Source organism: Proteus sp. fly-1013 (assembly GCF_040140245.1).
Taxonomy (GTDB): domain Bacteria; phylum Pseudomonadota; class Gammaproteobacteria; order Enterobacterales; family Enterobacteriaceae; genus Proteus; species Proteus mirabilis_B.
On sequence record NZ_JBEEWD010000007.1, the window covers coordinates 238,335 to 257,295 of the forward strand.

The window sequence follows — 18,961 nt, forward strand, 5'->3', positions numbered from 1 at the left end:
TTAGTATGTTAATTACCTTCCCCTCTCTTTTAGTGCTTATAGTATCTTATATTAACTATGGAACTGTTCCATATATACTAATTACCTTAGTGAGGCGAATATGTCTAATACTTGGTGGAAAGAAGCTGTGGTCTATCAAATTTATCCCAAGAGTTATTATGATAGTAACGGGGATGGTGTTGGGGATTTAGCAGGGATCACAGAGAAATTAGATTATATTCAGTCACTCGGTACAAATGTTATTTGGTTATGTCCCATTTTTAAATCTCCAATGAAAGACAATGGTTATGATATTGCAGATTATTCTGTTGTCGATCCTATCTTTGGGGATAATAACGCGTTAGATAAGCTTATTAGCGAAGCTAAAAAACGAGATATTAAAATACTGTTAGATTTAGTATTAAATCACTCTTCTGATGAGCATCCGTGGTTTAAAGCGGCAATTGAAGATCCTAATAGCCCATATGCCGATTATTATATTTTTAAACAATGGGATAAACCGACTCCCCCTAATAATTTACGCACTTATTTTGACTGCTCTGTTTGGAGTCGTGTTGGAAAAACTAATCGTTGGTATTTCAATTCATTTGGTCCTGAACAGCCGGATTTAAATTGGGAAAATCCACAATTACGTAAAGACATTATCAATATGATTAATGTTTGGATCAAAAAAGGTGTTGCTGGATTTCGTATTGATGCGATTGGTAATTTAAAAAAATCTCCTGAAGCCTTATCTGAATATCAATTTGAACCTGATAAAGATGATGGTTCTGCATCTTTAGTGCCTTGGGTTTTAAATCAACCTGGTATTGATAAGTTCTTAACGGAATTAGTTGAGAATACTTTTAAGCCTGCAAATAGTATGACAGTTGCAGAAATTGATGTGCCTGAAAAAGATTTATGTGCTTATGTTGGTGAGAATGGTTATTTCTCGATGGTATTTGATTTTAGTATTGCTGACTTAGATATTCGCAATGAAAAGCCATTTACCATTAATCCAATCACGGGCGAAAGATTAAAACCGGTCTTTATTAAAAGCCAATTAGATACTCAACGAGTAGGTTGGGGCGCACCTTATTTAGAAAATCACGATCAACCGCGTTCATTAAATAAATTTCTCCCTAAAGGAGGCATTAATCCGATTAGTGCCAAAATGTTAGCGACATTTTTATTAACTCAACGAGGAACGCCTTTTATTTATCAAGGGCAAGAAATCGGTATGACAAATTGTCCGATGACATTAGAGGAACATGATGATTTACATGTTTTTAAATTGCATAAATGGGGCAATAAATTAGGTTATAGCGACAAGCAAATTGTTGAATACTTTAATGACCGTAGTCGTGATAATTCAAGAACACCTTTCCAATGGAATAGTGAAATAAATGGGGGCTTTAGTACAGGTAAACCTTGGTTAAAAGTTAATCCCAACTACGTGGATATTAATGCACAGCAAGAAACGCAAGATAAGCACTCTCTTTTCGCTTATTACCAACAATTAATTGCATTAAGACGACATTCAGAGATCAGTGATATTTTGATTTACGGTGAGTTTTTACCATTAGATTCACCAGAAAATGTAATTGCTTTTAAGCGTACTCATAAAGGCAACTCAGTCAATATTTACTGTAATTTTAGTGGCGAAGAAAAAGCACTAACTATTAAAGCTAAAGATATTTATTTGCATAACAGCCCAATAGTGGAAGATGCTCAAGGCAACCTTATTCTTCAGCCTTATCAAGCAATTATTTTTGTTTAATTTCCTTTATTTAATTGAACATAAAGCGCCTTTGTAGGGCGCTTTGTTATTTGTGATTTTTATTTCGTCTGTTTCAGCCAATCTACAATAAATTCTGCAATAGCCTCAGGTTCGTTGATATCGAGTAATGGAAAATTGACGCTTAAATCACAATCACTGGCGACGGCAATAACATGCTCATCAAGTAAATCATTAAAATCACGTTCGTTGATATGGCGATAAAGAGCAATTTTAGGAATAGTTTCGCCTTTAAATCCTTCCACTAAGATTAAATCCAGCTTACTCGCATCAAAGCGAGAAGCGAGGTAATACAAATCTAATTCTGGGAGTTCTGGCGTTTCAGTCATTAATGCCCAACGTTGTTGGCTTGCGACTAAAGTCTGGTCTGCTCCTGCTTTTCTAAGTTCGTAGCTATCTTTTCCGGGTTTATCCACATCCATATCATGATGAGTGTGTTTGATCATGCCTACACGAATTTCTCTTTTGCGTAATTGTGGAATAAGCTGTTTTAGTAGTGTCGTTTTACCTGTTCCACTCCACGCCGTGATCCCTAAAAGGGGTAAATCTACTTGTGCCATATTTTCATTCCTATTTTTTTAATTTGTTTGCTTTTTCAATATCGTCAGGGGTATTTAAATTAATAAAAGCATTTGCTTGATCTGCGAACAAAACAGGGTGCGCATTTATCTGCTTCATAAACAACATTAATTTTCGATCTCCTTGTGCTAAATAAGCTTCTAGCATAGGAATAATACGACGATTTAACAGTGCTAAGGTAGGATGCTCTCTTTCACCATCATCAACATAAACGGCTAATGCCTCTCCTCTTTGTTCATAGAGTTTTTCAACTAAATCAAGAGGAAAATAGGGGACATCACAAGGTACAAAGGCAACCCAAGGTGTTGATGCTTGCTTTAATAACGTAAGCATGCCAGCTAAAGGCCCTGAAAATCCCTCTATTTCATCGGTAATCACGGGATATTGGCTTTGGCGATATTGTTCTAAATTTCGGTTAGCACTAATCAGTATGCTATCAACTTGAGGTGCTAGTTTTTGGGCTATATGGTGGTATAAAGGCTGTCCATGTAGAATTTGAAGCCCTTTATCAGCACCTCCCATTCGTGTTGCTTGCCCACCCGCAAGTATACCACCTGTAATATTCTTCATTTTCATATTCAATATTTGTGAATAAATTGGCTAAAATTTCCGAACGATTTTTATCAAGTAAAGACGATATACTAATAAAAAATATCGACTTAATGAGATTTCATGTAAAGCGACAGCAATTTTTATCAAAAAAGCGTAATCTTTACGCATATTGACAGAGGTTTCCTTTTTCTATCGGATAATAATTGGTACTTTGTTGTTGTAATTAATAATAAGGATTTTTTGTATGAAATGTCACCGTCTTAATGAAGTTATGGAATTACTGCACCCAGTTTGGGAAGAGAATTCTGATTTAAACTTAGTTCAATTATTGCAGAAACTGGCTGATGAAGCGGGTTTTAAAGGTCAATTATCTGATCTGACTGATGATATTTTGATTTACCATCTGAAAATGCGTGGTTCAGCACCAACAGATGTGATACCAGGACTGAAAAAAGATTACGAAGAAGATTTTAAAACCGCCATTTTACGTGCTCGCGGCGTGATTAAAGATTAAATTCAGGATAGAAAATGGAAATGTCTGCCTCATTTAATTTTCAGGGACTTTCACCTGATAACATTTGGGACGCGTTAGTTAAAATTGGTTTTTATCCTGAATCAGGGTTAACGGAATTAAATAGCTATGAAAATCGTGTTTTTCAATTTATGGATGAACATCGACAACGTTATGTGGTGAAATTTTATCGCCCTCAACGCTGGTCGTATGAACAAATAAAAGAAGAACATGAATTTGTTTTAGCATTAAAAGAGGCTGAGGTATCCGTTGCTGCCCCTTTAATGATTAATAGTGAGACAATTCATCTTTCTGATGATGGCTTTTATTTTGCAATATTCCCCAGCATAGGGGGAAGAGCATATGAAACTGATAATTTATTCCAACTAGAAGAAGTAGGACGCACATTAGGGCGCATTCATCAAATAGGTAGAAAAAAGAGTTATGAGTATCGACCGACAGTTTCTATTGCAGAATATCTGATAGCGCCAAAATTAGAATTTGAAAGTAGTGCGTTAATTCCTAATAACCTCAAACCCCAATTTATAGAGGTTATAGATAAACTTATTCATGATGTGCGTCCTAGAATTGAGGACTCTGCATGGCAAATATTACGGCTACATGGTGATTGCCATCCCGGTAATATATTGTGGCGTGATGAAGTTGTAATGGTTGATTTTGATGATTCCCGAATGGGACCTGCGGTACAAGACTTTTGGATGCTATTAAACGGCTCACGGCAAGAGCAGGTTATGCAATTAGATACGATCCTTGAGTCTTATTATGAATACCAAGATTTTGATTTACGTGAATTGTCATTAATTGAACCACTAAGAGCGATGAGAATGGTGCATTACCTCGCATGGGTATTAAAACGCTGGAATGATCCTGCTTTCCCTCGCGCTTTTGTTTGGTTTAAAGAGCAAGATTTCTGGTTTAAACAATTAGCCTTATTCAAGGGACAAGTGGAGCAATTAAATGAGCCTCCTTTACAACTTAGTCCAATGTATTAATTCTTAGGAGACGATGAGAAATGAAAAAGATTTGGCTGGCGTTAGCAAGTATGGTATTGGCATTCAGTGTTTCTGCTGCCGATATTTCTGAAGGAAAACAGTACACTAACCTTTCTAAACCTGTTGCTTCGGCGCCTGATGTTGTTGAGTTTTTCTCTTTTTATTGCCCACACTGCTATCAGTTCTCTGAGGTGTATAAAGTTAATAGCACTGTAGAAAAGAATGCGCCAGAAAATACCAATGTTGTTCGCTATCACGTTGATTTTTTAGGGCCTTTAGGTAAAGATTTAACGCGTTCTTGGGCTGTGGCAATGGCATTAGGTGTTGAAGATCAAGTTTCTCCAGTTTTATTTAAAGGAATTCAAGAGACTCAATCTATCCGTTCTGTAGACGATATCCGTAATGCCTTTATTAACGCTGGCGTTAAAGGCGAAGATTATGATGCTGCAATGAATAGCTTTGTGGTGAATTCTTTAGTTAGCCAACAACAAAACGCTGTCGCTGATTTTCAAATCAATGGTGTTCCAGCCATGATAATTGGCGGTAAATATAAAATGAAAAATGATGGTATCAGCGCAAAATCACCAGAAGAGTATGCAAAAACATATTCCGAGATTGTGAATCAATTATTGCTGAAAAAATAATATAGGCTTAATCTTTTCCTATATGGACTAAGTAAAAGTATATAGATTTTTATATGAAAAATAGCACTCAAGAAATAGGAGTGCTATTTTTTTTACTTTCATATTTTTGTCATAATATAACTATCCACATTAATAAAAAATACTATGATTAATTTATAATATCTTAATGAATTCTCTAAGTGATTGATTTTTTAATTGTGTTAATAAATTGAAAAGAAGCCTAACTTATTAATATAGAGAGAGTTACAAAACTACTCACAGAGTTATCCACAGGTTATTTTTATGCTGGTTAAAAAAATAAAGTCTTAGTAGGAAAAGATGACACTAATATGACTGTTAATATTAATGATGAGTCAATGGCTTTATCTTAAATGCTTTCTAAATAAAGTAGTCAGTTTGCTGTTTAGTCTTTATTTCTAATTAGGATCAGATTAATGGGAGTGGTTTTTGATAAAAAAGTACTTTAATTAATATTAATTTATCTTTCATACTTATTTTTTCTGTTAAGTTCGGCTAATAATAAATAATTGAGTATTTAAGCTGAATTTCTGCATTTAAGAACAGGTAATATTCGTCTATTGGGCTGTGATGTGGCATTCTAGTCATATCAACGAACCTCAGAACAATGATGAACAGATTATGGTCCAGATAGCAGAAAACCCCTTTATCCTTGTAGATGGCTCCTCATATCTTTACCGCGCCTATCATGCATTTCCACCGCTAACCAATAGCCAAGGTGAGCCAACTGGTGCGATGTATGGTGTGTTGAACATGTTACGTAGCCTGATAATACAGTATAAACCAAGCCATGTTGCGGTTGTGTTTGACGCTAAAGGTAAAACATTCCGTGATGAGTTGTATGAGGAATATAAATCTAATCGTCCTCCAATGCCGGATGATTTACGTGAGCAGATAGCGCCTTTACATGAGATGGTGCAAGCAATGGGTTTACCCTTGTTATCTATTTCAGGCGTAGAAGCGGATGACGTTATTGGAACATTGGCACTAAAAGCGGCGGCTGATGGACGTGATGTTTTAATAAGCACAGGTGATAAAGACATGGCGCAATTAGTGACGCCAAAGATCACGCTTATTAACACCATGACTAACGTTATTTTAGGTCCCGATGAAGTTAAAGAAAAATATGGTGTTCCTCCTGAACTGATTATTGATTTCCTCGCATTAATGGGTGATTCATCAGATAACATTCCTGGCGTCCCGGGTGTGGGTGAGAAAACCGCATTAGGCCTTTTACAGGGGCTTGGTAGTTTAGATGATATCTATCAACAGCTTGATAATATCGCAACCTTGAGTTTCCGTGGTGCCAAAACACTTGGCGCAAAAATGGCGGAGCATGAGAAAGTGGCAAAACTTTCTTATAAGCTGGCAACGATTAAAACGGATGTTGAACTCGATAAAACGTTTGATGATTTAGTGGTTAATGAGCCAAATTTAGATCAACTATTAGATATGTTCACGCGTTATGAATTTAAACGCTGGATAAGTGATCTTCAAAATGGTGGCTGGTTAGCACAACGTAGTACACACAAAGTCGCAGTGCCTTACACCTCAGAAACTGTAAAACCCAAAGAAGTACCTGCGTCAGCTAATTTCCCTGTTATTACACAAGAGAATTATGAAGCTGTCTTAACGCACGAGAGCTTAGCGCGATGGGTTGAGCTTCTCAAAAAGGCACCAGCATTTGCATTCGATACAGAAACTGACAGCTTAAATAATATTGATGCTCGCTTAGTCGGATTGTCATTTGCTATTGAGCCGGGTAAAGCCGCTTATATTCCACTGCGTCATGAGTATTTAGATGCTCCAGACCAGCTTCCGGTTAATGATGTACTAGCGGCGTTAAAACCTATTTTAGAAGATAAAAATATTCTAAAAATTGGGCAAAACTTGAAGTTTGACCGCGGTATTATGGAAAATGAAGGTATCGAATTAAACGGTATTCATTTTGATACAATGTTGGAATCTTACGTATTAAATAGCGTAAGTAATCGACATGATATGGATACGTTGGCTGAAAAACATTTAAACCATAAAACCACAACATTTGAAGAGATAGCGGGTAAAGGTAAAGGCCAACTGACTTTTAACCAAATCGAGGTTGAGCAAGCAACGTTATATGCTGCTGAAGATGCGGATATCACTTTATTACTTCATCAAGCGTTGTATCCTCAAATAGAAGCCATCGAGCCTCTTAAACATGTTTACCGCGATATCGAAATGCCATTAGTTCCTGTGCTTTCTAGAATGGAACGCAAAGGGGTATTAATTGATGCTCAAGTGTTAGCTGCTCAATCTCAAGAGATCACACAACGTTTAGCTGAAATTGAAAAAGAGACATTTGCGTTAGCGGGACAAGAGTTTAATCTCTCTTCACCTAAACAGTTACAAGAAATCTTATTTGATAAACTGCAATTGCCAGTTATCAAGAAAACCCCGAAAGGGGCACCATCCACCAATGAAGAAGTATTGGAAGAGTTAGCGCACAGCCATGAATTACCTCGCTTAATTTTAGAGCATCGTGGTCTTGCAAAACTAAAATCAACCTATACTGATAAATTACCATTGATGGTGAATAGTAAGACGAAGCGTGTACATACTTCATATCATCAAGCGGTGACGGCAACGGGTCGTTTATCTTCTCGTGATCCGAATCTTCAAAATATCCCAGTGAGAAATGAAGAAGGGCGTCGAATTCGCCAAGCATTTATTGCGCGTGAAGGTTTTAAAATTGTTGCTGCCGACTATTCACAAATCGAATTGCGGATCATGGCGCATTTATCGCAAGATAAAGGTTTGTTAGATGCCTTTGCGCAAGGTAAAGATATTCACCGTGCAACCGCATCTGAAGTATTTGGTATACCTTTAGAGGAAGTGACCTCTGAACAACGTCGTAGTGCGAAAGCGATCAACTTTGGTCTTATTTATGGCATGAGTGCATTTGGCTTATCACAACAGATTGGTGTTGAGAGAAGAGAAGCTCAGCGTTATATGGATCTCTATTTTGAACGTTACCCTGGTGTCTTGGACTATATGGAGCGCACACGTAAACAAGCTTCTGAACAAGGCTATGTTGAAACGTTAGATGGTCGTCGTCTCTATTTACCAGAAATAAATTCAAAGAATGCAATTCGTCGTAAAGCTTCAGAGCGTGAGGCAATCAATGCCCCAATGCAGGGTACTGCTGCTGATATCATCAAAAAAGCGATGATTGCTGTGGATAACTGGATTTGCAATGAATGCCCTGATGATGTGCATATGATTATGCAAGTACACGATGAATTAGTATTTGAAGTGCGAGAGTCTTATTTAGAGAACGCAAATATCATGATCCACAAATTAATGGAAAGCAGTATGGAATTAGCTATTCCGTTAAAAGTTGAAGTGGGTGTAGGTAATAATTGGGATGAAGCACACTAGATTTTAAATATTATTCTTAACGAGAAAAGGGCACAGGATTGTGCCCTTTTTTGTTTATGCTTTGGTGTTTAGATCAAGCTCTGATTCTTCAAATTCAAGAAAGTCTTCGTGCAAACCTTGGATTAATCTATCCGTTGTTGTGCCTTTGTTATCGAGTTCCATCAAAGACCAACCTACATTGTCATTCACGTCATAAAGATAGCCTTGATCAAGCATATCAATCACTTTACCAATGATTGATTTACCATAGAAATGCAGCAATTCCTTAAGTTCTTGCTTATCAAATTGGGAAGCTAGCTTTTGGTGTACTTCGGTTGCTTCATCAGAGTAACTCTCTATTTCACTGAGATTTCCCTCAACATCACGATAGATATCGGTGAGTCCTTTTAACACAAGGAAGCGTGCAAATTGTGGAATGTTTTCTTGTAATTCACTATTTGCCCATGATTTTGGGTTTGTTGCACCGGCGGCTTTGAGTTGTTCACATAAATCCTTAAATCGACTATTTTCCATTTGTTCCTCAAGTGATTTACTGATGAGATTTTAAATCTATTGTATAAGGGATGGAGAGAAAAACAGTGAGAATTTATCTGTATTAGACCTGAAAAAAGAAAAGCTCGGTTAATTACCGAGCTTTTTTATGTCAAAACTTATCAAAATGTGAAAAAGAGATAAGTGAATAATTAAGCAACTTGTGAGTCGATCAGTTTGCTCAATTTCTTCTGCTTTTTCTCAATACGTTGACGTTTTAACGGAGATAAATGGTCAATAAAGAGTTTGCCATCAAGATGGTCTAACTCATGCTGAATGCAGCCTGCAAACAAATCAGAGGCTTCAAGTTCAATTTCATCACCATTTCTATCCAATGCCTTAACCTTTAAGAAGCGGTAACGCTCTGTTGGGGCAAAAGAATCTGGAATAGATAGACACCCATCCATCATATCCATCACTTCATCTTCAGTGCTGATAATTTCAGGATTGATAAGTGCAATCGGTTGATCTCGGTTTTCAGAAACATCAATTACAACAATGCGTTTAGATACATTAACCTGAGGTGCCGCTAAGCCAATACCTCGTTCTGCATACATGGTTTCAATCATGTCATCGATTAATGTGCGTATTTCGTCATCTACTTTTTCCACTGGTACTGCGACTCTACGCAGACGCTCATCTGGAAAACGCAGGAGCGTTAATACAGCCATGGATACCTCATTTTATCGCTAATTACATATTTACTACGGTCTCGCGATAAGCGTATCACAAAATCATTAAGGATAAACCGCACCTTTTGTGTGATTTGTTCTATTTTTAATCATATTCACACAAGTGATTAAAGTCTCATAATTATGTAATTAAACTACATTTATTTATGGTTTGAATACATAAACACATTGCTGAATCGTGTCTGCATGTGAAAAAAAATTACAAAAGGGCTTTTATTAACCAATAAAATAGAGTACATTATCTCTCGTAGGGTACAGAGGTAAGATGTTCTATCTTTCAGACCTTTTACTTCACGTAATCGGATTTAGCTGAATATTAGCTGCCCCAGTCGACTTTATTTCGACTGGGGCATTTTTTTGCCTAAAATTCACTGGAGTGGTTTGTGCGAGAAGTGAAAGGGAAAAGTGATTTCCCTTTTATCAATAGAAGATCAGAACGCTATCGTTGAGGAAAAAGAAGATAATTAAGCGTTATCATCATTTGTAGGCTGCTCTTCTGAACCTGAAAACCATTCATTAAGTGTGTTACGTAGCTTATCAATACCAATTTTTTTCAATGATGAAAAATATTCTACGCGGATATCGCCTACTTTATTTGCCAGCTCTTCACGTACGCTCATTAACTGCTTTTTACGCGCACCTGATGCGAGTTTGTCTGCTTTAGTCAGTAAAACCAGAGTAGGAAGTTCTGAGCCTACAGCCCAGTCAATCATTTGCATATCGAGATCTTTTAATGGATGACGAATATCCATTAAAATAACGACACCTTTTAGGCACTCTCTTTTTTGTAGGTATTCACCTAAAGAGCGTTGCCACTTACGTTTCATTTCTTCAGGAACTTGAGCATAGCCGTAGCCGGGTAAATCGACTAAGCGTAAACCTTCTTCAATTTGGAAAAGGTTGATTAATTGAGTACGGCCTGGCGTTTTACTGGTTCTGGCTAATCCATTTTGTTGGGTTAACGCATTTAAAGCACTGGATTTACCGGCATTAGAGCGACCCGCAAAGGCAATTTCAATTCCTGTATCTAGTGGTAAATGACGGATATCAGGCGCACTGATGATGAAATGTGCTTTTTGGTAGTTAAATTGGGCCATTATGGTATAAACCTCTCTGAAATAATGCGGCTTTTCATGCATACTCATTTCAATTTTGCATGAAAATGAATATCTAAAATATTTATTTGCTCTATTTTGGCGCAATTTAATGACTTATAACAGTGCTTAAAAATTAAAATTTACCCTGTTATAACGTAATTAGACTTATTGAGCGTAAATAAAGGTAAATGATTGGCACTATTTACCTCAGCGAATTAGAATCGCTGCATATTAAGTAAGTTGTAGACTATTAAAGTAAAGGATCCCTGCATGTTAAAACGTTTTCTTGTCACCTTCGTTACCGCTTGCACTTTAACAACAGCGACTTTTGCAATGGCAACGGGAGAAACCTTCGTTAAATTAGTCACCTCTGAAGGCAATATTGAAATATCACTGGATAATAAAAAAGCCCCAATTACAACGAAAAATTTTATTCAGTATGTCGAAGATGGATACTATAACGGCACCACTTTTCATCGTGTTATTCCAGGTTTTATGGTTCAAGGCGGTGGTTTTACTGCTGATTTACAGCAGAAACAAACCAGGGCGCCAATTAAAAATGAAGCCGACAATGGTTTACGCAATGTAAAAGGTTCTATTGCCATGGCGCGCACGTCAGATAAAGACAGCGCAACCAGCCAGTTCTTTATTAATGTGGCTGATAATGCATTTTTAGATCACGGCCAGCGTGATTTTGGCTATGCCGTATTTGGTAAAGTTGTGAAAGGAATGGATGTCGTTGATAAAATTTCACAAACTCCAACTCGTAATATTGGACCTTACCAAAATGTGCCTGTAAAAACGGTCACTATTTTATCTGCGGAAGTCGTAAAACAATAAACGCATTATTAGGATAGGATATTTACTTATTCTGATAAGATAAAATGCATATAAACCGGAATGAATGTTTTCATTCCGGGGTTTTTGGTACGAAAAAAATATTTTTTATCCTTCCTTTTTTCGTGTGATCTCCTGCAATAAGTATTCACTACGCTATTAATCACTCTATTCATCATCAATTACCGTCATTCTTGTTATTGCGCAATAAATCAGCAGGTTTTCTTGCTTACTATTCATATTTTATACCTGTGCTATGATAATCGGCTTTGTTGTACCCAAGTCGGTTAAACAACGAGCTATTTTGGCAAATCTACACTCGCTTTAAAATAGTAATAAAATAGATAATGATAAGAAAATCAGTCGGATAGGCTAATATGCTGTTACTTATTGATAATTACGACTCGTTTACCTACAACCTCTATCAGTATTTCTGTGAATTGGGTGCTGAGGTTGTTGTTAAGCGTAACGATGAGATCGGACTTAAAGAGATAGAAAAGATGATGCCAGCACATCTTGTTATCTCGCCAGGACCTTGTACTCCTGATGAAGCCGGGATCTCTCTTGAGGCTATACAGCGGTTTGCCGGTGAAATTCCTATTCTTGGGGTTTGTCTTGGACATCAAGCGATAGGGCAAGCTTTTGGTGCATCGGTTATCAGAGCACGAGAAGTGATGCATGGTAAAAATTCATTAATACATCATAACCAACAAGGTGTTTTTAAGGGACTGAATCGACCTTTAAGTGTGACGCGTTACCACTCTTTAGTGATTGATGCGACAACATTACCAGTACCTTTTGAAGTGACGGCATGGAGCCAACATGATGGAAATGTTGATGAAATTATGGGAATTCGCCATCGTACACTTCCAATTGAAGGGGTTCAATTTCACCCAGAAAGTATTTTAAGTGAACAAGGACATGAGCTATTAAATAATTTCCTTAAATATTAAATGGATAGCATTTAAATAGCGAAATAACGCCTTTTTATACAAAACCACATTTGATTTTTTATTCATATTTAGTGATTATATTTTCATATTGAATATGAATAACGATCAGGTGGGGTAATGACAAAGCAAAGCATCAACAGGGCAACTTACGATCAAGTAATGTTGCCAATTTATTCACCCGCAGAATTTATTCCTGTTAAAGGGATGGGTAGCCGTGTTTGGGATCAGCAAGGAAAATCGTATATCGATTTTGCTGGTGGTATTGCGGTTTTAGCACTAGGGCATGCCCATCCTGCTCTAAATCAAGCCTTAAAAGAACAAAGTGAGCAACTTTGGCACGTCAGTAATATTTTCACGAATGAACCTGCATTACGTTTAGCACAAAAATTAATAGATAACACATTTGCAGAACGTGTCTTTTTTGCCAATTCTGGCGCAGAAGCAAATGAGGCCGCATTTAAATTGGCTCGCCATTATGCCATTACTCGCCATAGCCCTTATAAAACAAAAATTATTGCCTTTCACAATGCATTTCATGGCAGAACGCTGTTTACAGTATCTGTTGGTGGACAACCTAAATATGCGGATGGTTTTGGTCCTAAGCCTGCCGATATCGTGCATGTTCCGTTTAATGACTTAGATGCCGTTAAAGCGGTAATGGATGACCACACTTGTGCCGTTGTTTTAGAGCCAGTTCAAGGTGAAGGTGGTGTAACAGCAGCAACGCCTGAGTTTATGAGAGGGCTACGTGAGTTGTGCGATAAGCATCAAGCTCTGCTTGTTCTTGATGAAGTACAAACAGGTATGGGGCGTACCGGCAAGCTTTTTGCCTATATGAACTATGATGTGACACCAGATATTATTACAACCGCCAAAGCGCTGGGAAGTGGTTTCCCACTCAGTGCGATGTTAACAACATATGAGATAGCTTCTGCAATGGGTGTTGGAACTCATGGTACAACTTATGGTGGCAATCCATTAGCTTGTGCAGTAGGCAATGTCGCATTTGATTTAATTAATACACCTGAGGTACTTGAGGGTGTCGAAAAGCGCTATCAATGGATTGTGGATGAGCTGGCGTCAATCAATCAAACGTATCAGGTTTTTTCGCAAATCCGTGGACAAGGTTTATTGATTGGTGCGCAATTAGCGCCACAATATAAAGGTAAAGCCAAAGAGTTACTCGGTCTTGCTGCTAAACATGGCTTAATGATGTTAAATGCAGGAGCTGATGTGATGCGTTTTACACCGTCGTTAATTATTACCCAAGAAGAGCTACAAGAAGGAATGGTGGCATTAAAAGCGGCTATTGCGGAATTTGTAAAAGGGTAGTATCAATTAAAAACCCCATCAGCGAGGATGGGGTTTACACAAAAAGTATATCAATAGCCCTGTTATGGGCTATTGTTTGTTTGAGCGGGGAAACTTAACGAGTCCCGTAAACGACGATAGTTTTACCGTGTGCGGAGATCAAGTTTTGATCTTCCAGCATTTTCAGAATACGGCCTACAGTTTCGCGTGAACAACCAACGATTTGACCAATTTCCTGACGTGTAATTTTAATTTGCATGCCATCAGGATGCGTCATTGCATCGGGTTGTTTTGCTAAGTTTAATAAGGTTTGTGCAATACGACCTGTTACATCAAGGAAAGCAAGGTTACCTACTTTTTCTGATGTTGTTTGTAATCTGTTCGCCATTTGAGCAGAAAGGCGCATCAGAATATCAGGGTTAACCTGAATTAATTGGCGGAATTTTTTATAGGAAATTTCTGCTACTTCACAGGCTGTTTTTGCTCGAACCCATGCACTACGTTCTTGATCTTCTTCAAATAATCCAAGTTCACCGATGAAATCCCCCTGATTTAGGTAGGAGAGGATCATTTCTTTTCCTTCTTCATCTTTAATAAGAACAGCCACGGAACCTTTAACAATATAATAAAGTGTTTCCGCTTTCTCACCTTGGTGGATCAGCGTGCTCTTGGATGGATATTTGTGAATATGGCAGTGTGACAAAAACCATTCAAGAGTCGGGTCTGTTTGCGGCTTGCCGAGAACCATTCGCGTTATCCTCTGTACGTTAAATGCAGCCTTTCAAAACGGATAGGCTCCCTTTTGAGACAGCGTGCTTAAAAATCCTATCTTTACCTATTAACTTCCTGAGAACACGGTAAGTTAATATGGAGTAGATTATAATAAATGAGAAAATAATGCATTGATCTTAACCACTATCATCAAGCAGATATTGTTTTTAACACAATTAGTGCATTAAGTCTCGTTTTACGCAGTCAGCATAATAAACCTATTTGCTAATTGCTAGTTGAATTATGAGAATGTACTCTTTTAGTTTCTGTCATCTTTAGGGGGAAAATAAATGGAAGCACGAGTTAAGTGGGTTGAAGATTTATCTTTTGTCGGCGAATCTTCATCTGGCCATCAAATTATGATGGATGGGAATTCGGGCGATAAAGCCCCAAGCCCAATGGAAATGGTATTAATTGCTGCGGGTGGATGTAGTGCTATTGATGTCGTAAGTATTTTACGTAAAGGGCGTCATCAAGTAACTGATTGTGAAGTGAAATTAACATCAGAGCGCCGTGAAGAAGCCCCTCGTTTATTTACTGATATCAATTTACATTTTATTGTTTCAGGTAAAGAATTAACGGATAAAATCGTAGAACGAGCCGTTCAATTATCCGCAGAAAAATATTGTTCTGTTTCTTTAATGTTAGGAAAAGCAGCCAATATTACGCATTCATTTGAAATAAAAGATGCCGACTAATTTTGATATTTTAAAATAAAGTTTAATTTGAAAAATAATATCCCTTAATTAATGGGATATTATTTTTATAGAGATAAATTTTATTTTGGTTAACTTATCTTTTCGCCATTTAATAATTTTTTGACTAATGGTGCCATAATTAATTCCATCGCTAATCCTAATTTCCCGCCCGGTACAACAATAGTGTTTATTGTTGACATAAACGAGCCATGTAACATCGCAAGTAAATAGGGAAAATCAATATCAGTTAAACCACGAAAACGAATAACAATAAAGCTTTCATCGAGAGTGGGAATTGCTTTGGCAGAAAAAGGGTTCGAAGTATCAACAGTCGGAACACGTTGGAAGTTAATATGAGTGCGTGAAAATTGAGGAATAATGTAGCTAATATAATCATCCATTGAGCGTACAACGGAATCTCTTACCGCCTCTTGTGAGTGTCCTCTTTCTGTCGTGTCTCGAATAAGCTTTTGTATCCACTCTAGGTTGACGATAGGAACAACACCGACCAATAAATCAACATGTTGAGCTACATCATGTTCGTTGGTAACAACGCCACCGTGCAATCCTTCATAAAAGAGAACATCAGTATTATTAGCTAATGGCTCCCAAGGGGTAAATGTTCCCGGTAATTGATTGTAAGGAGTTGCTTCATCATAAGAGTGTAGATATTTGCGAGATTGTCCTTGTCCTGTATCGCTATATTGACTTAAGGTCTTACTCAATAAGCTAAAATCATTTGCTTCAGGGCCAAAATAACTAATATGTCTGCCTTGTTCTCTAGCTTTTCTTATCGCCATATCCATTTCAGGACGGGTATAGCGATGAAAACTATCTCCATCAATCAATGCAGCATTTGCATTGAGTTGTTGGAATATTTTACGAAAAGCTTGGCTTGTTGTGGTAGTTCCTGCACCGCTTGAGCCAGTCACTGCGATGATAGGATGCTTAATTGACATAGGTTATCCTTTTGCTAAATAAGGTTGGCCCTTATTGATGGCGATACATCGCTAACTTTGAATAACTAATCAGAGCGAAATTGCGATGCAGGCATAATATTGACGCTCTCATGAAGTTCAGACCAAACTAACACGGCCTCACCGGATTTAAGCTGTTTTTTGACGTCGGCGACTTTTTGTTCAAGCGTTTTCTCTTGGATACCATAATCAGTACCTTCTCGTAAAACGAAACTTTCAATGAGATTGTCTAGTGTTTCAGTTGAAAGCTCGTTCCAAGGTATTATCATTTTGCTTTCTCCAAATAGGTCGCCAACCAGTCAGGAATACGGCTTTCTAGCCACATCACTGGTTTAGAGAGCTTTCCTCCAACAAATCCTACATGTCCACCAAACTCAGTAAGTTGATATTCAATGTTATTGGGTAGTGTTTTGACATCAGGAATAACATCCGCAGACATAAATGGATCGTCTTTAGCATGAATGATAAGTGTCGTTTTCTTTATTTTATTTAATAAAGGCAACGCACTGCATTGGCGATAATAATCTAATGCATCTTTAAATCCGTGAATTTTAGACGTAATAAGATCGTCAAATTGACGTAGTTTTTTGATGGATTTTATCGTCAATAAGCTAATCGGTAAGGATTCTGGATAGCGAATAAGTTTTCGTGTTGCGTTGTTTTTGAGCTCTTTTAATAGATACCATTGGTAAAAACGGGAAAAACCATGTTCAATTTTTGTTGAGCATGGTTCTAGCATTAATGGTGCAGAAACAATAACAGCAGCGTCTACAACTGCATTTTCACCACTTTCAGCAAGATAATAGGCAAGCATATTTCCACCAAGTGAATAGCCAACTGCGGCTGTTGGTTGCTCGCCAAATTCCTTTTTCAACCAATTTAAGAAGTAGCGAGCATCTTCTGTTTCACCTGAGTGATAAATGCGATTTTGTCTATTGGGTTCACCACTGCATCCTCTAAAATGCATCACAACGCTTAGCCAGCCTCTCTCTTTTGCAGCAGCTAACATGCCATGAGCATAAGGGCTACTAAACCCACCTTCTAAGCCATGAAAGATGACTAAGCGTGGTTTATCGAGTGCCGTCGTTGGGTCTTCACTCCATGCTAAATCGACAAAATCATTGTCTGGAAGATTGAGCCGCTGCCAATGTGGCGTAAGTTGTGGCGTCCTACGTACAATTCTTGGTAAGAGCGTTTGTAAATGTGGATTTTTAGCCCAACGCATTGGATTAAAGTATTGAGACATATTTTCCGTCTATCAAAATGAATTAACACTTGTTTGCTAAATAACATACTGCTATTTTCGGTGAAAATAAAACGTCTGTCACATCTTTGAGTACACTTAATGACAATTAGTCTTATTCTTTCCTTAACTATTTTCCTATTTATTGCCGCGATAACACCTGGTCCAAACAATTTACTACTCACTTCATCAGGGGCTAATGTAGGCTTTAAAGGCTCATTAAAGCTAATGGCTGGCATTATGTTGGGTATGCAATGCATTTTACTGAGCTCTGCATTTGGTGTTGCCGCATTATTGATAATTTATCCTGCACTGCATATCGGATTGAAGATAGTCGGGAGTGCGTACTTACTTTGGCTTGCATGGAAAACAGCAACATCATCTTATCAGCGTTTAGATATTCCAGCAAAAACACCTCAAGCAGTAAGTTGGTTTCAGGGCGGATTATTGCAATTTCTAAATCCCAAGGCATGGATGATGGGATTAGGCGCAGTAGGGAGCTTTAGTCTATCGGGTGATGCTTATCTTAGCTCTGTTATTGCTATTAGTATTGTTATGGTTATTGTTAACTTCGTTGCTGGTATTGTTTGGATATTAGGCGGAACATTAATTAGCCTATTTTTACAAAGCAGACGCTCTTGGTTTATTTTCAATATCTCAATGGGGCTATTAACGGCGCTCTGTGTTCCTTTGATTTGGATAGAGTAAACTCATAAAATAGGTATAAATCAAGGGTTAATCAAACTTTTTTGATTTAAATGATGTTTTTTTAAGATTGGTTGAAATGATCTCTCTTGATATGTATCAAAAAAAGAGTATTCCTCTATAAAAAGAGAGATCTACGATCGCCCACTGACACAATCATTCATGTTAAAATGCTCTCTTATATCAAGTGATGACTGATTTTTAGTCGTTACATAGATCCTATTATTTAACTATTTAGTTTTTTATTTCTTATTATTAACACTATTAAAATGGACAACTAACTATTTTATATAGGAATTATTTATTCTTTTTAATGTTTCTATTAAAGTAATTTTTATTACGTTTATGTGTTTGAATTGTTATTAAATAAAAGGAAGTGTTTGAAAATAACAAATTATTAAGAGTAAATAGATTAAGTCTATATCGTTCTATTGACCTAAAAGAATAAATTATTATTAAAAATAGAGAGGGAATAAATTAAGTATTATAAATGTAGGGATTGATGAGCATAGTTCTGATTGAAAAGATATTTATAAAACTATTATAAAAACAAGTATTCTAATAATAAGGTAATTTTTTCTATGCTTTATTGTGACTCATTTTCTATTTTTAATTGATTTTATTCTAAAAAA

General features: G+C 37.1%; 20 protein-coding genes. 11 read left to right on the top strand and 9 right to left on the bottom strand.

Annotated elements, in window-relative coordinates; all coding sequences use genetic code 11:
* Positions 1 to 100: 100 nt before the first annotated feature.
* Positions 101 to 1,759, top strand: coding sequence for an alpha-glucosidase (locus ABN236_RS14805; protein ID WP_349474318.1), 1,659 nt, complete (start codon positions 101 to 103; stop codon positions 1,757 to 1,759).
* Between the two features lie 59 nt (positions 1,760 to 1,818).
* Here the strand turns inward: ABN236_RS14805 and mobB are convergent, their stop codons facing one another.
* Together mobB and mobA are read right to left on the bottom strand one after the other, a co-directional pair.
* Positions 1,819 to 2,337, bottom strand: coding sequence for a molybdopterin-guanine dinucleotide biosynthesis protein MobB (gene mobB, locus ABN236_RS14810; RefSeq protein WP_349474319.1), 519 nt, complete (start codon positions 2,335 to 2,337; stop codon positions 1,819 to 1,821).
* A gap of 10 nt (positions 2,338 to 2,347) precedes the next feature.
* Positions 2,348 to 2,932 carry a molybdenum cofactor guanylyltransferase MobA gene (gene mobA, locus ABN236_RS14815; protein ID WP_088494366.1) on the bottom strand — a complete coding sequence of 195 codons (585 nt, stop codon included), beginning with the start codon at positions 2,930 to 2,932 and terminating at the stop codon, positions 2,348 to 2,350.
* A 220-nt stretch (positions 2,933 to 3,152) separates the two neighbouring features.
* Between mobA and ABN236_RS14820 the strand changes: the two genes are divergently transcribed.
* The 4 genes from ABN236_RS14820 (at position 3,153) to polA (ending at position 8,514) form a co-directional block, all read left to right on the top strand.
* Positions 3,153 to 3,422: a YihD family protein gene (locus ABN236_RS14820; protein ID WP_075673332.1), complete on the top strand. Its 270-nt coding sequence runs from the start codon at positions 3,153 to 3,155 to the stop codon at positions 3,420 to 3,422.
* Positions 3,423 to 3,436: 14 nt separating this feature from the next.
* Positions 3,437 to 4,432, top strand: a complete 996-nt coding sequence (locus tag ABN236_RS14825; RefSeq protein ID WP_270756471.1) for a serine/threonine protein kinase — start codon at positions 3,437 to 3,439, stop codon at positions 4,430 to 4,432.
* A gap of 20 nt (positions 4,433 to 4,452) precedes the next feature.
* A complete protein-coding gene (gene dsbA, locus ABN236_RS14830; RefSeq protein WP_194951369.1) occupies positions 4,453 to 5,076 on the top strand; it encodes a thiol:disulfide interchange protein DsbA in 624 nt (207 codons plus the stop codon).
* Positions 5,077 to 5,715: 639 nt separating this feature from the next.
* A complete protein-coding gene (gene polA / locus ABN236_RS14835) occupies positions 5,716 to 8,514 on the top strand; it encodes a DNA polymerase I (RefSeq protein ID WP_270756473.1) in 2,799 nt (932 codons plus the stop codon).
* Between the two features lie 54 nt (positions 8,515 to 8,568).
* Here the strand turns inward: polA and ABN236_RS14840 are convergent, their stop codons facing one another.
* Together ABN236_RS14840 and def are read right to left on the bottom strand one after the other, a co-directional pair.
* Positions 8,569 to 9,027, bottom strand: a complete 459-nt coding sequence (locus ABN236_RS14840) for a hypothetical protein (protein WP_194951367.1) — start codon at positions 9,025 to 9,027, stop codon at positions 8,569 to 8,571.
* A gap of 170 nt (positions 9,028 to 9,197) precedes the next feature.
* Complete coding sequence (def, locus tag ABN236_RS14845; protein WP_075673328.1) at positions 9,198 to 9,716, bottom strand: peptide deformylase; 519 nt, start codon at positions 9,714 to 9,716, stop codon at positions 9,198 to 9,200.
* A gap of 286 nt (positions 9,717 to 10,002) precedes the next feature.
* Here def and spfP point away from each other — a divergent pair, with 286 nt between their 5' ends.
* Entirely contained in the window at positions 10,003 to 10,050 is a 48-nt protein-coding gene (spfP, locus tag ABN236_RS19360; protein WP_438361642.1) for a small protein SpfP, read from the top strand.
* A gap of 151 nt (positions 10,051 to 10,201) precedes the next feature.
* On the opposite strand, the gene yihA is transcribed toward spfP, so the two are convergent.
* Positions 10,202 to 10,834 (bottom strand): ribosome biogenesis GTP-binding protein YihA/YsxC, encoded by a 633-nt coding sequence (yihA, locus tag ABN236_RS14850; RefSeq protein WP_075673327.1) that lies wholly within the window; start codon positions 10,832 to 10,834, stop codon positions 10,202 to 10,204.
* A 270-nt stretch (positions 10,835 to 11,104) separates the two neighbouring features.
* On the opposite strand from yihA, the gene ppiA reads away from it, so the two are divergent.
* The 3 genes from ppiA to argD all read left to right on the top strand — a co-directional run bounded on the left by ppiA (position 11,105) and on the right by argD (position 13,956).
* Positions 11,105 to 11,674: a peptidylprolyl isomerase A gene (gene ppiA / locus ABN236_RS14855; protein WP_072064793.1), complete on the top strand. Its 570-nt coding sequence runs from the start codon at positions 11,105 to 11,107 to the stop codon at positions 11,672 to 11,674.
* 374 nt (positions 11,675 to 12,048) lie between these two features.
* A complete protein-coding gene (locus tag ABN236_RS14860; protein WP_036933913.1) occupies positions 12,049 to 12,624 on the top strand; it encodes an aminodeoxychorismate synthase component II in 576 nt (191 codons plus the stop codon).
* A gap of 117 nt (positions 12,625 to 12,741) precedes the next feature.
* Positions 12,742 to 13,956 carry a bifunctional acetylornithine/succinyldiaminopimelate transaminase gene (gene argD, locus ABN236_RS14865; RefSeq protein ID WP_088494370.1) on the top strand — a complete coding sequence of 405 codons (1,215 nt, stop codon included), beginning with the start codon at positions 12,742 to 12,744 and terminating at the stop codon, positions 13,954 to 13,956.
* 94 nt (positions 13,957 to 14,050) lie between these two features.
* On the opposite strand, the gene crp is transcribed toward argD, so the two are convergent.
* Positions 14,051 to 14,683: a cAMP-activated global transcriptional regulator CRP gene (gene crp, locus ABN236_RS14870; RefSeq protein ID WP_004246872.1), complete on the bottom strand. Its 633-nt coding sequence runs from the start codon at positions 14,681 to 14,683 to the stop codon at positions 14,051 to 14,053.
* A 313-nt stretch (positions 14,684 to 14,996) separates the two neighbouring features.
* Here crp and ABN236_RS14875 point away from each other — a divergent pair, with 313 nt between their 5' ends.
* The gene (locus tag ABN236_RS14875; RefSeq protein ID WP_023583286.1) at positions 14,997 to 15,404 is read left to right on the top strand and encodes an OsmC family protein; all 408 of its coding nucleotides are present in this window, start codon (positions 14,997 to 14,999) and stop codon (positions 15,402 to 15,404) included.
* Positions 15,405 to 15,493: 89 nt separating this feature from the next.
* On the opposite strand, the gene ABN236_RS14880 is transcribed toward ABN236_RS14875, so the two are convergent.
* From ABN236_RS14880 to ABN236_RS14890, 3 genes are all read right to left on the bottom strand, one after another.
* The gene (locus ABN236_RS14880; RefSeq protein WP_088494371.1) at positions 15,494 to 16,363 is read right to left on the bottom strand and encodes a phosphoribulokinase; all 870 of its coding nucleotides are present in this window, start codon (positions 16,361 to 16,363) and stop codon (positions 15,494 to 15,496) included.
* 65 nt (positions 16,364 to 16,428) lie between these two features.
* The gene (locus ABN236_RS14885) at positions 16,429 to 16,650 is read right to left on the bottom strand and encodes a YheU family protein (protein ID WP_036933921.1); all 222 of its coding nucleotides are present in this window, start codon (positions 16,648 to 16,650) and stop codon (positions 16,429 to 16,431) included.
* Positions 16,647 to 17,627, bottom strand: a complete 981-nt coding sequence (locus tag ABN236_RS14890) for a hydrolase (RefSeq protein WP_088494372.1) — start codon at positions 17,625 to 17,627, stop codon at positions 16,647 to 16,649. The genes ABN236_RS14885 and ABN236_RS14890 overlap by 4 nt, the downstream gene beginning before the upstream one ends.
* 99 nt (positions 17,628 to 17,726) lie before the next feature.
* Here ABN236_RS14890 and ABN236_RS14895 point away from each other — a divergent pair, with 99 nt between their 5' ends.
* Positions 17,727 to 18,332: a LysE family translocator gene (locus ABN236_RS14895; RefSeq protein ID WP_349474320.1), complete on the top strand. Its 606-nt coding sequence runs from the start codon at positions 17,727 to 17,729 to the stop codon at positions 18,330 to 18,332.
* Positions 18,333 to 18,961: the final 629 nt, after the last annotated feature.

Coding starts and splice junctions, on each gene's coding strand:
- ABN236_RS14840 (WP_194951367.1), bottom strand. CDS start 9,027: ATGGAAAATAGTCGATTTAAGGATTTATGTGAACAACTCAAAGCCGCC.
- ABN236_RS14805 (WP_349474318.1), top strand. CDS start 101: ATGTCTAATACTTGGTGGAAAGAAGCTGTGGTCTATCAAATTTATCCC.
- dsbA (WP_194951369.1), top strand. CDS start 4,453: ATGAAAAAGATTTGGCTGGCGTTAGCAAGTATGGTATTGGCATTCAGT.
- ppiA (WP_072064793.1), top strand. CDS start 11,105: ATGTTAAAACGTTTTCTTGTCACCTTCGTTACCGCTTGCACTTTAACA.
- mobB (WP_349474319.1), bottom strand. CDS start 2,337: ATGGCACAAGTAGATTTACCCCTTTTAGGGATCACGGCGTGGAGTGGA.
- ABN236_RS14895 (WP_349474320.1), top strand. CDS start 17,727: ATGACAATTAGTCTTATTCTTTCCTTAACTATTTTCCTATTTATTGCC.
- ABN236_RS14820 (WP_075673332.1), top strand. CDS start 3,153: ATGAAATGTCACCGTCTTAATGAAGTTATGGAATTACTGCACCCAGTT.
- yihA (WP_075673327.1), bottom strand. CDS start 10,834: ATGGCCCAATTTAACTACCAAAAAGCACATTTCATCATCAGTGCGCCT.
- ABN236_RS14885 (WP_036933921.1), bottom strand. CDS start 16,650: ATGATAATACCTTGGAACGAGCTTTCAACTGAAACACTAGACAATCTC.
- polA (WP_270756473.1), top strand. CDS start 5,716: ATGGTCCAGATAGCAGAAAACCCCTTTATCCTTGTAGATGGCTCCTCA.
- mobA (WP_088494366.1), bottom strand. CDS start 2,932: ATGAAAATGAAGAATATTACAGGTGGTATACTTGCGGGTGGGCAAGCA.
- ABN236_RS14880 (WP_088494371.1), bottom strand. CDS start 16,363: ATGTCAATTAAGCATCCTATCATCGCAGTGACTGGCTCAAGCGGTGCA.
- argD (WP_088494370.1), top strand. CDS start 12,742: ATGACAAAGCAAAGCATCAACAGGGCAACTTACGATCAAGTAATGTTG.
- ABN236_RS14890 (WP_088494372.1), bottom strand. CDS start 17,627: ATGTCTCAATACTTTAATCCAATGCGTTGGGCTAAAAATCCACATTTA.
- ABN236_RS14860 (WP_036933913.1), top strand. CDS start 12,049: ATGCTGTTACTTATTGATAATTACGACTCGTTTACCTACAACCTCTAT.
- ABN236_RS14825 (WP_270756471.1), top strand. CDS start 3,437: ATGGAAATGTCTGCCTCATTTAATTTTCAGGGACTTTCACCTGATAAC.
- ABN236_RS14875 (WP_023583286.1), top strand. CDS start 14,997: ATGGAAGCACGAGTTAAGTGGGTTGAAGATTTATCTTTTGTCGGCGAA.
- crp (WP_004246872.1), bottom strand. CDS start 14,683: ATGGTTCTCGGCAAGCCGCAAACAGACCCGACTCTTGAATGGTTTTTG.
- def (WP_075673328.1), bottom strand. CDS start 9,716: ATGGCTGTATTAACGCTCCTGCGTTTTCCAGATGAGCGTCTGCGTAGA.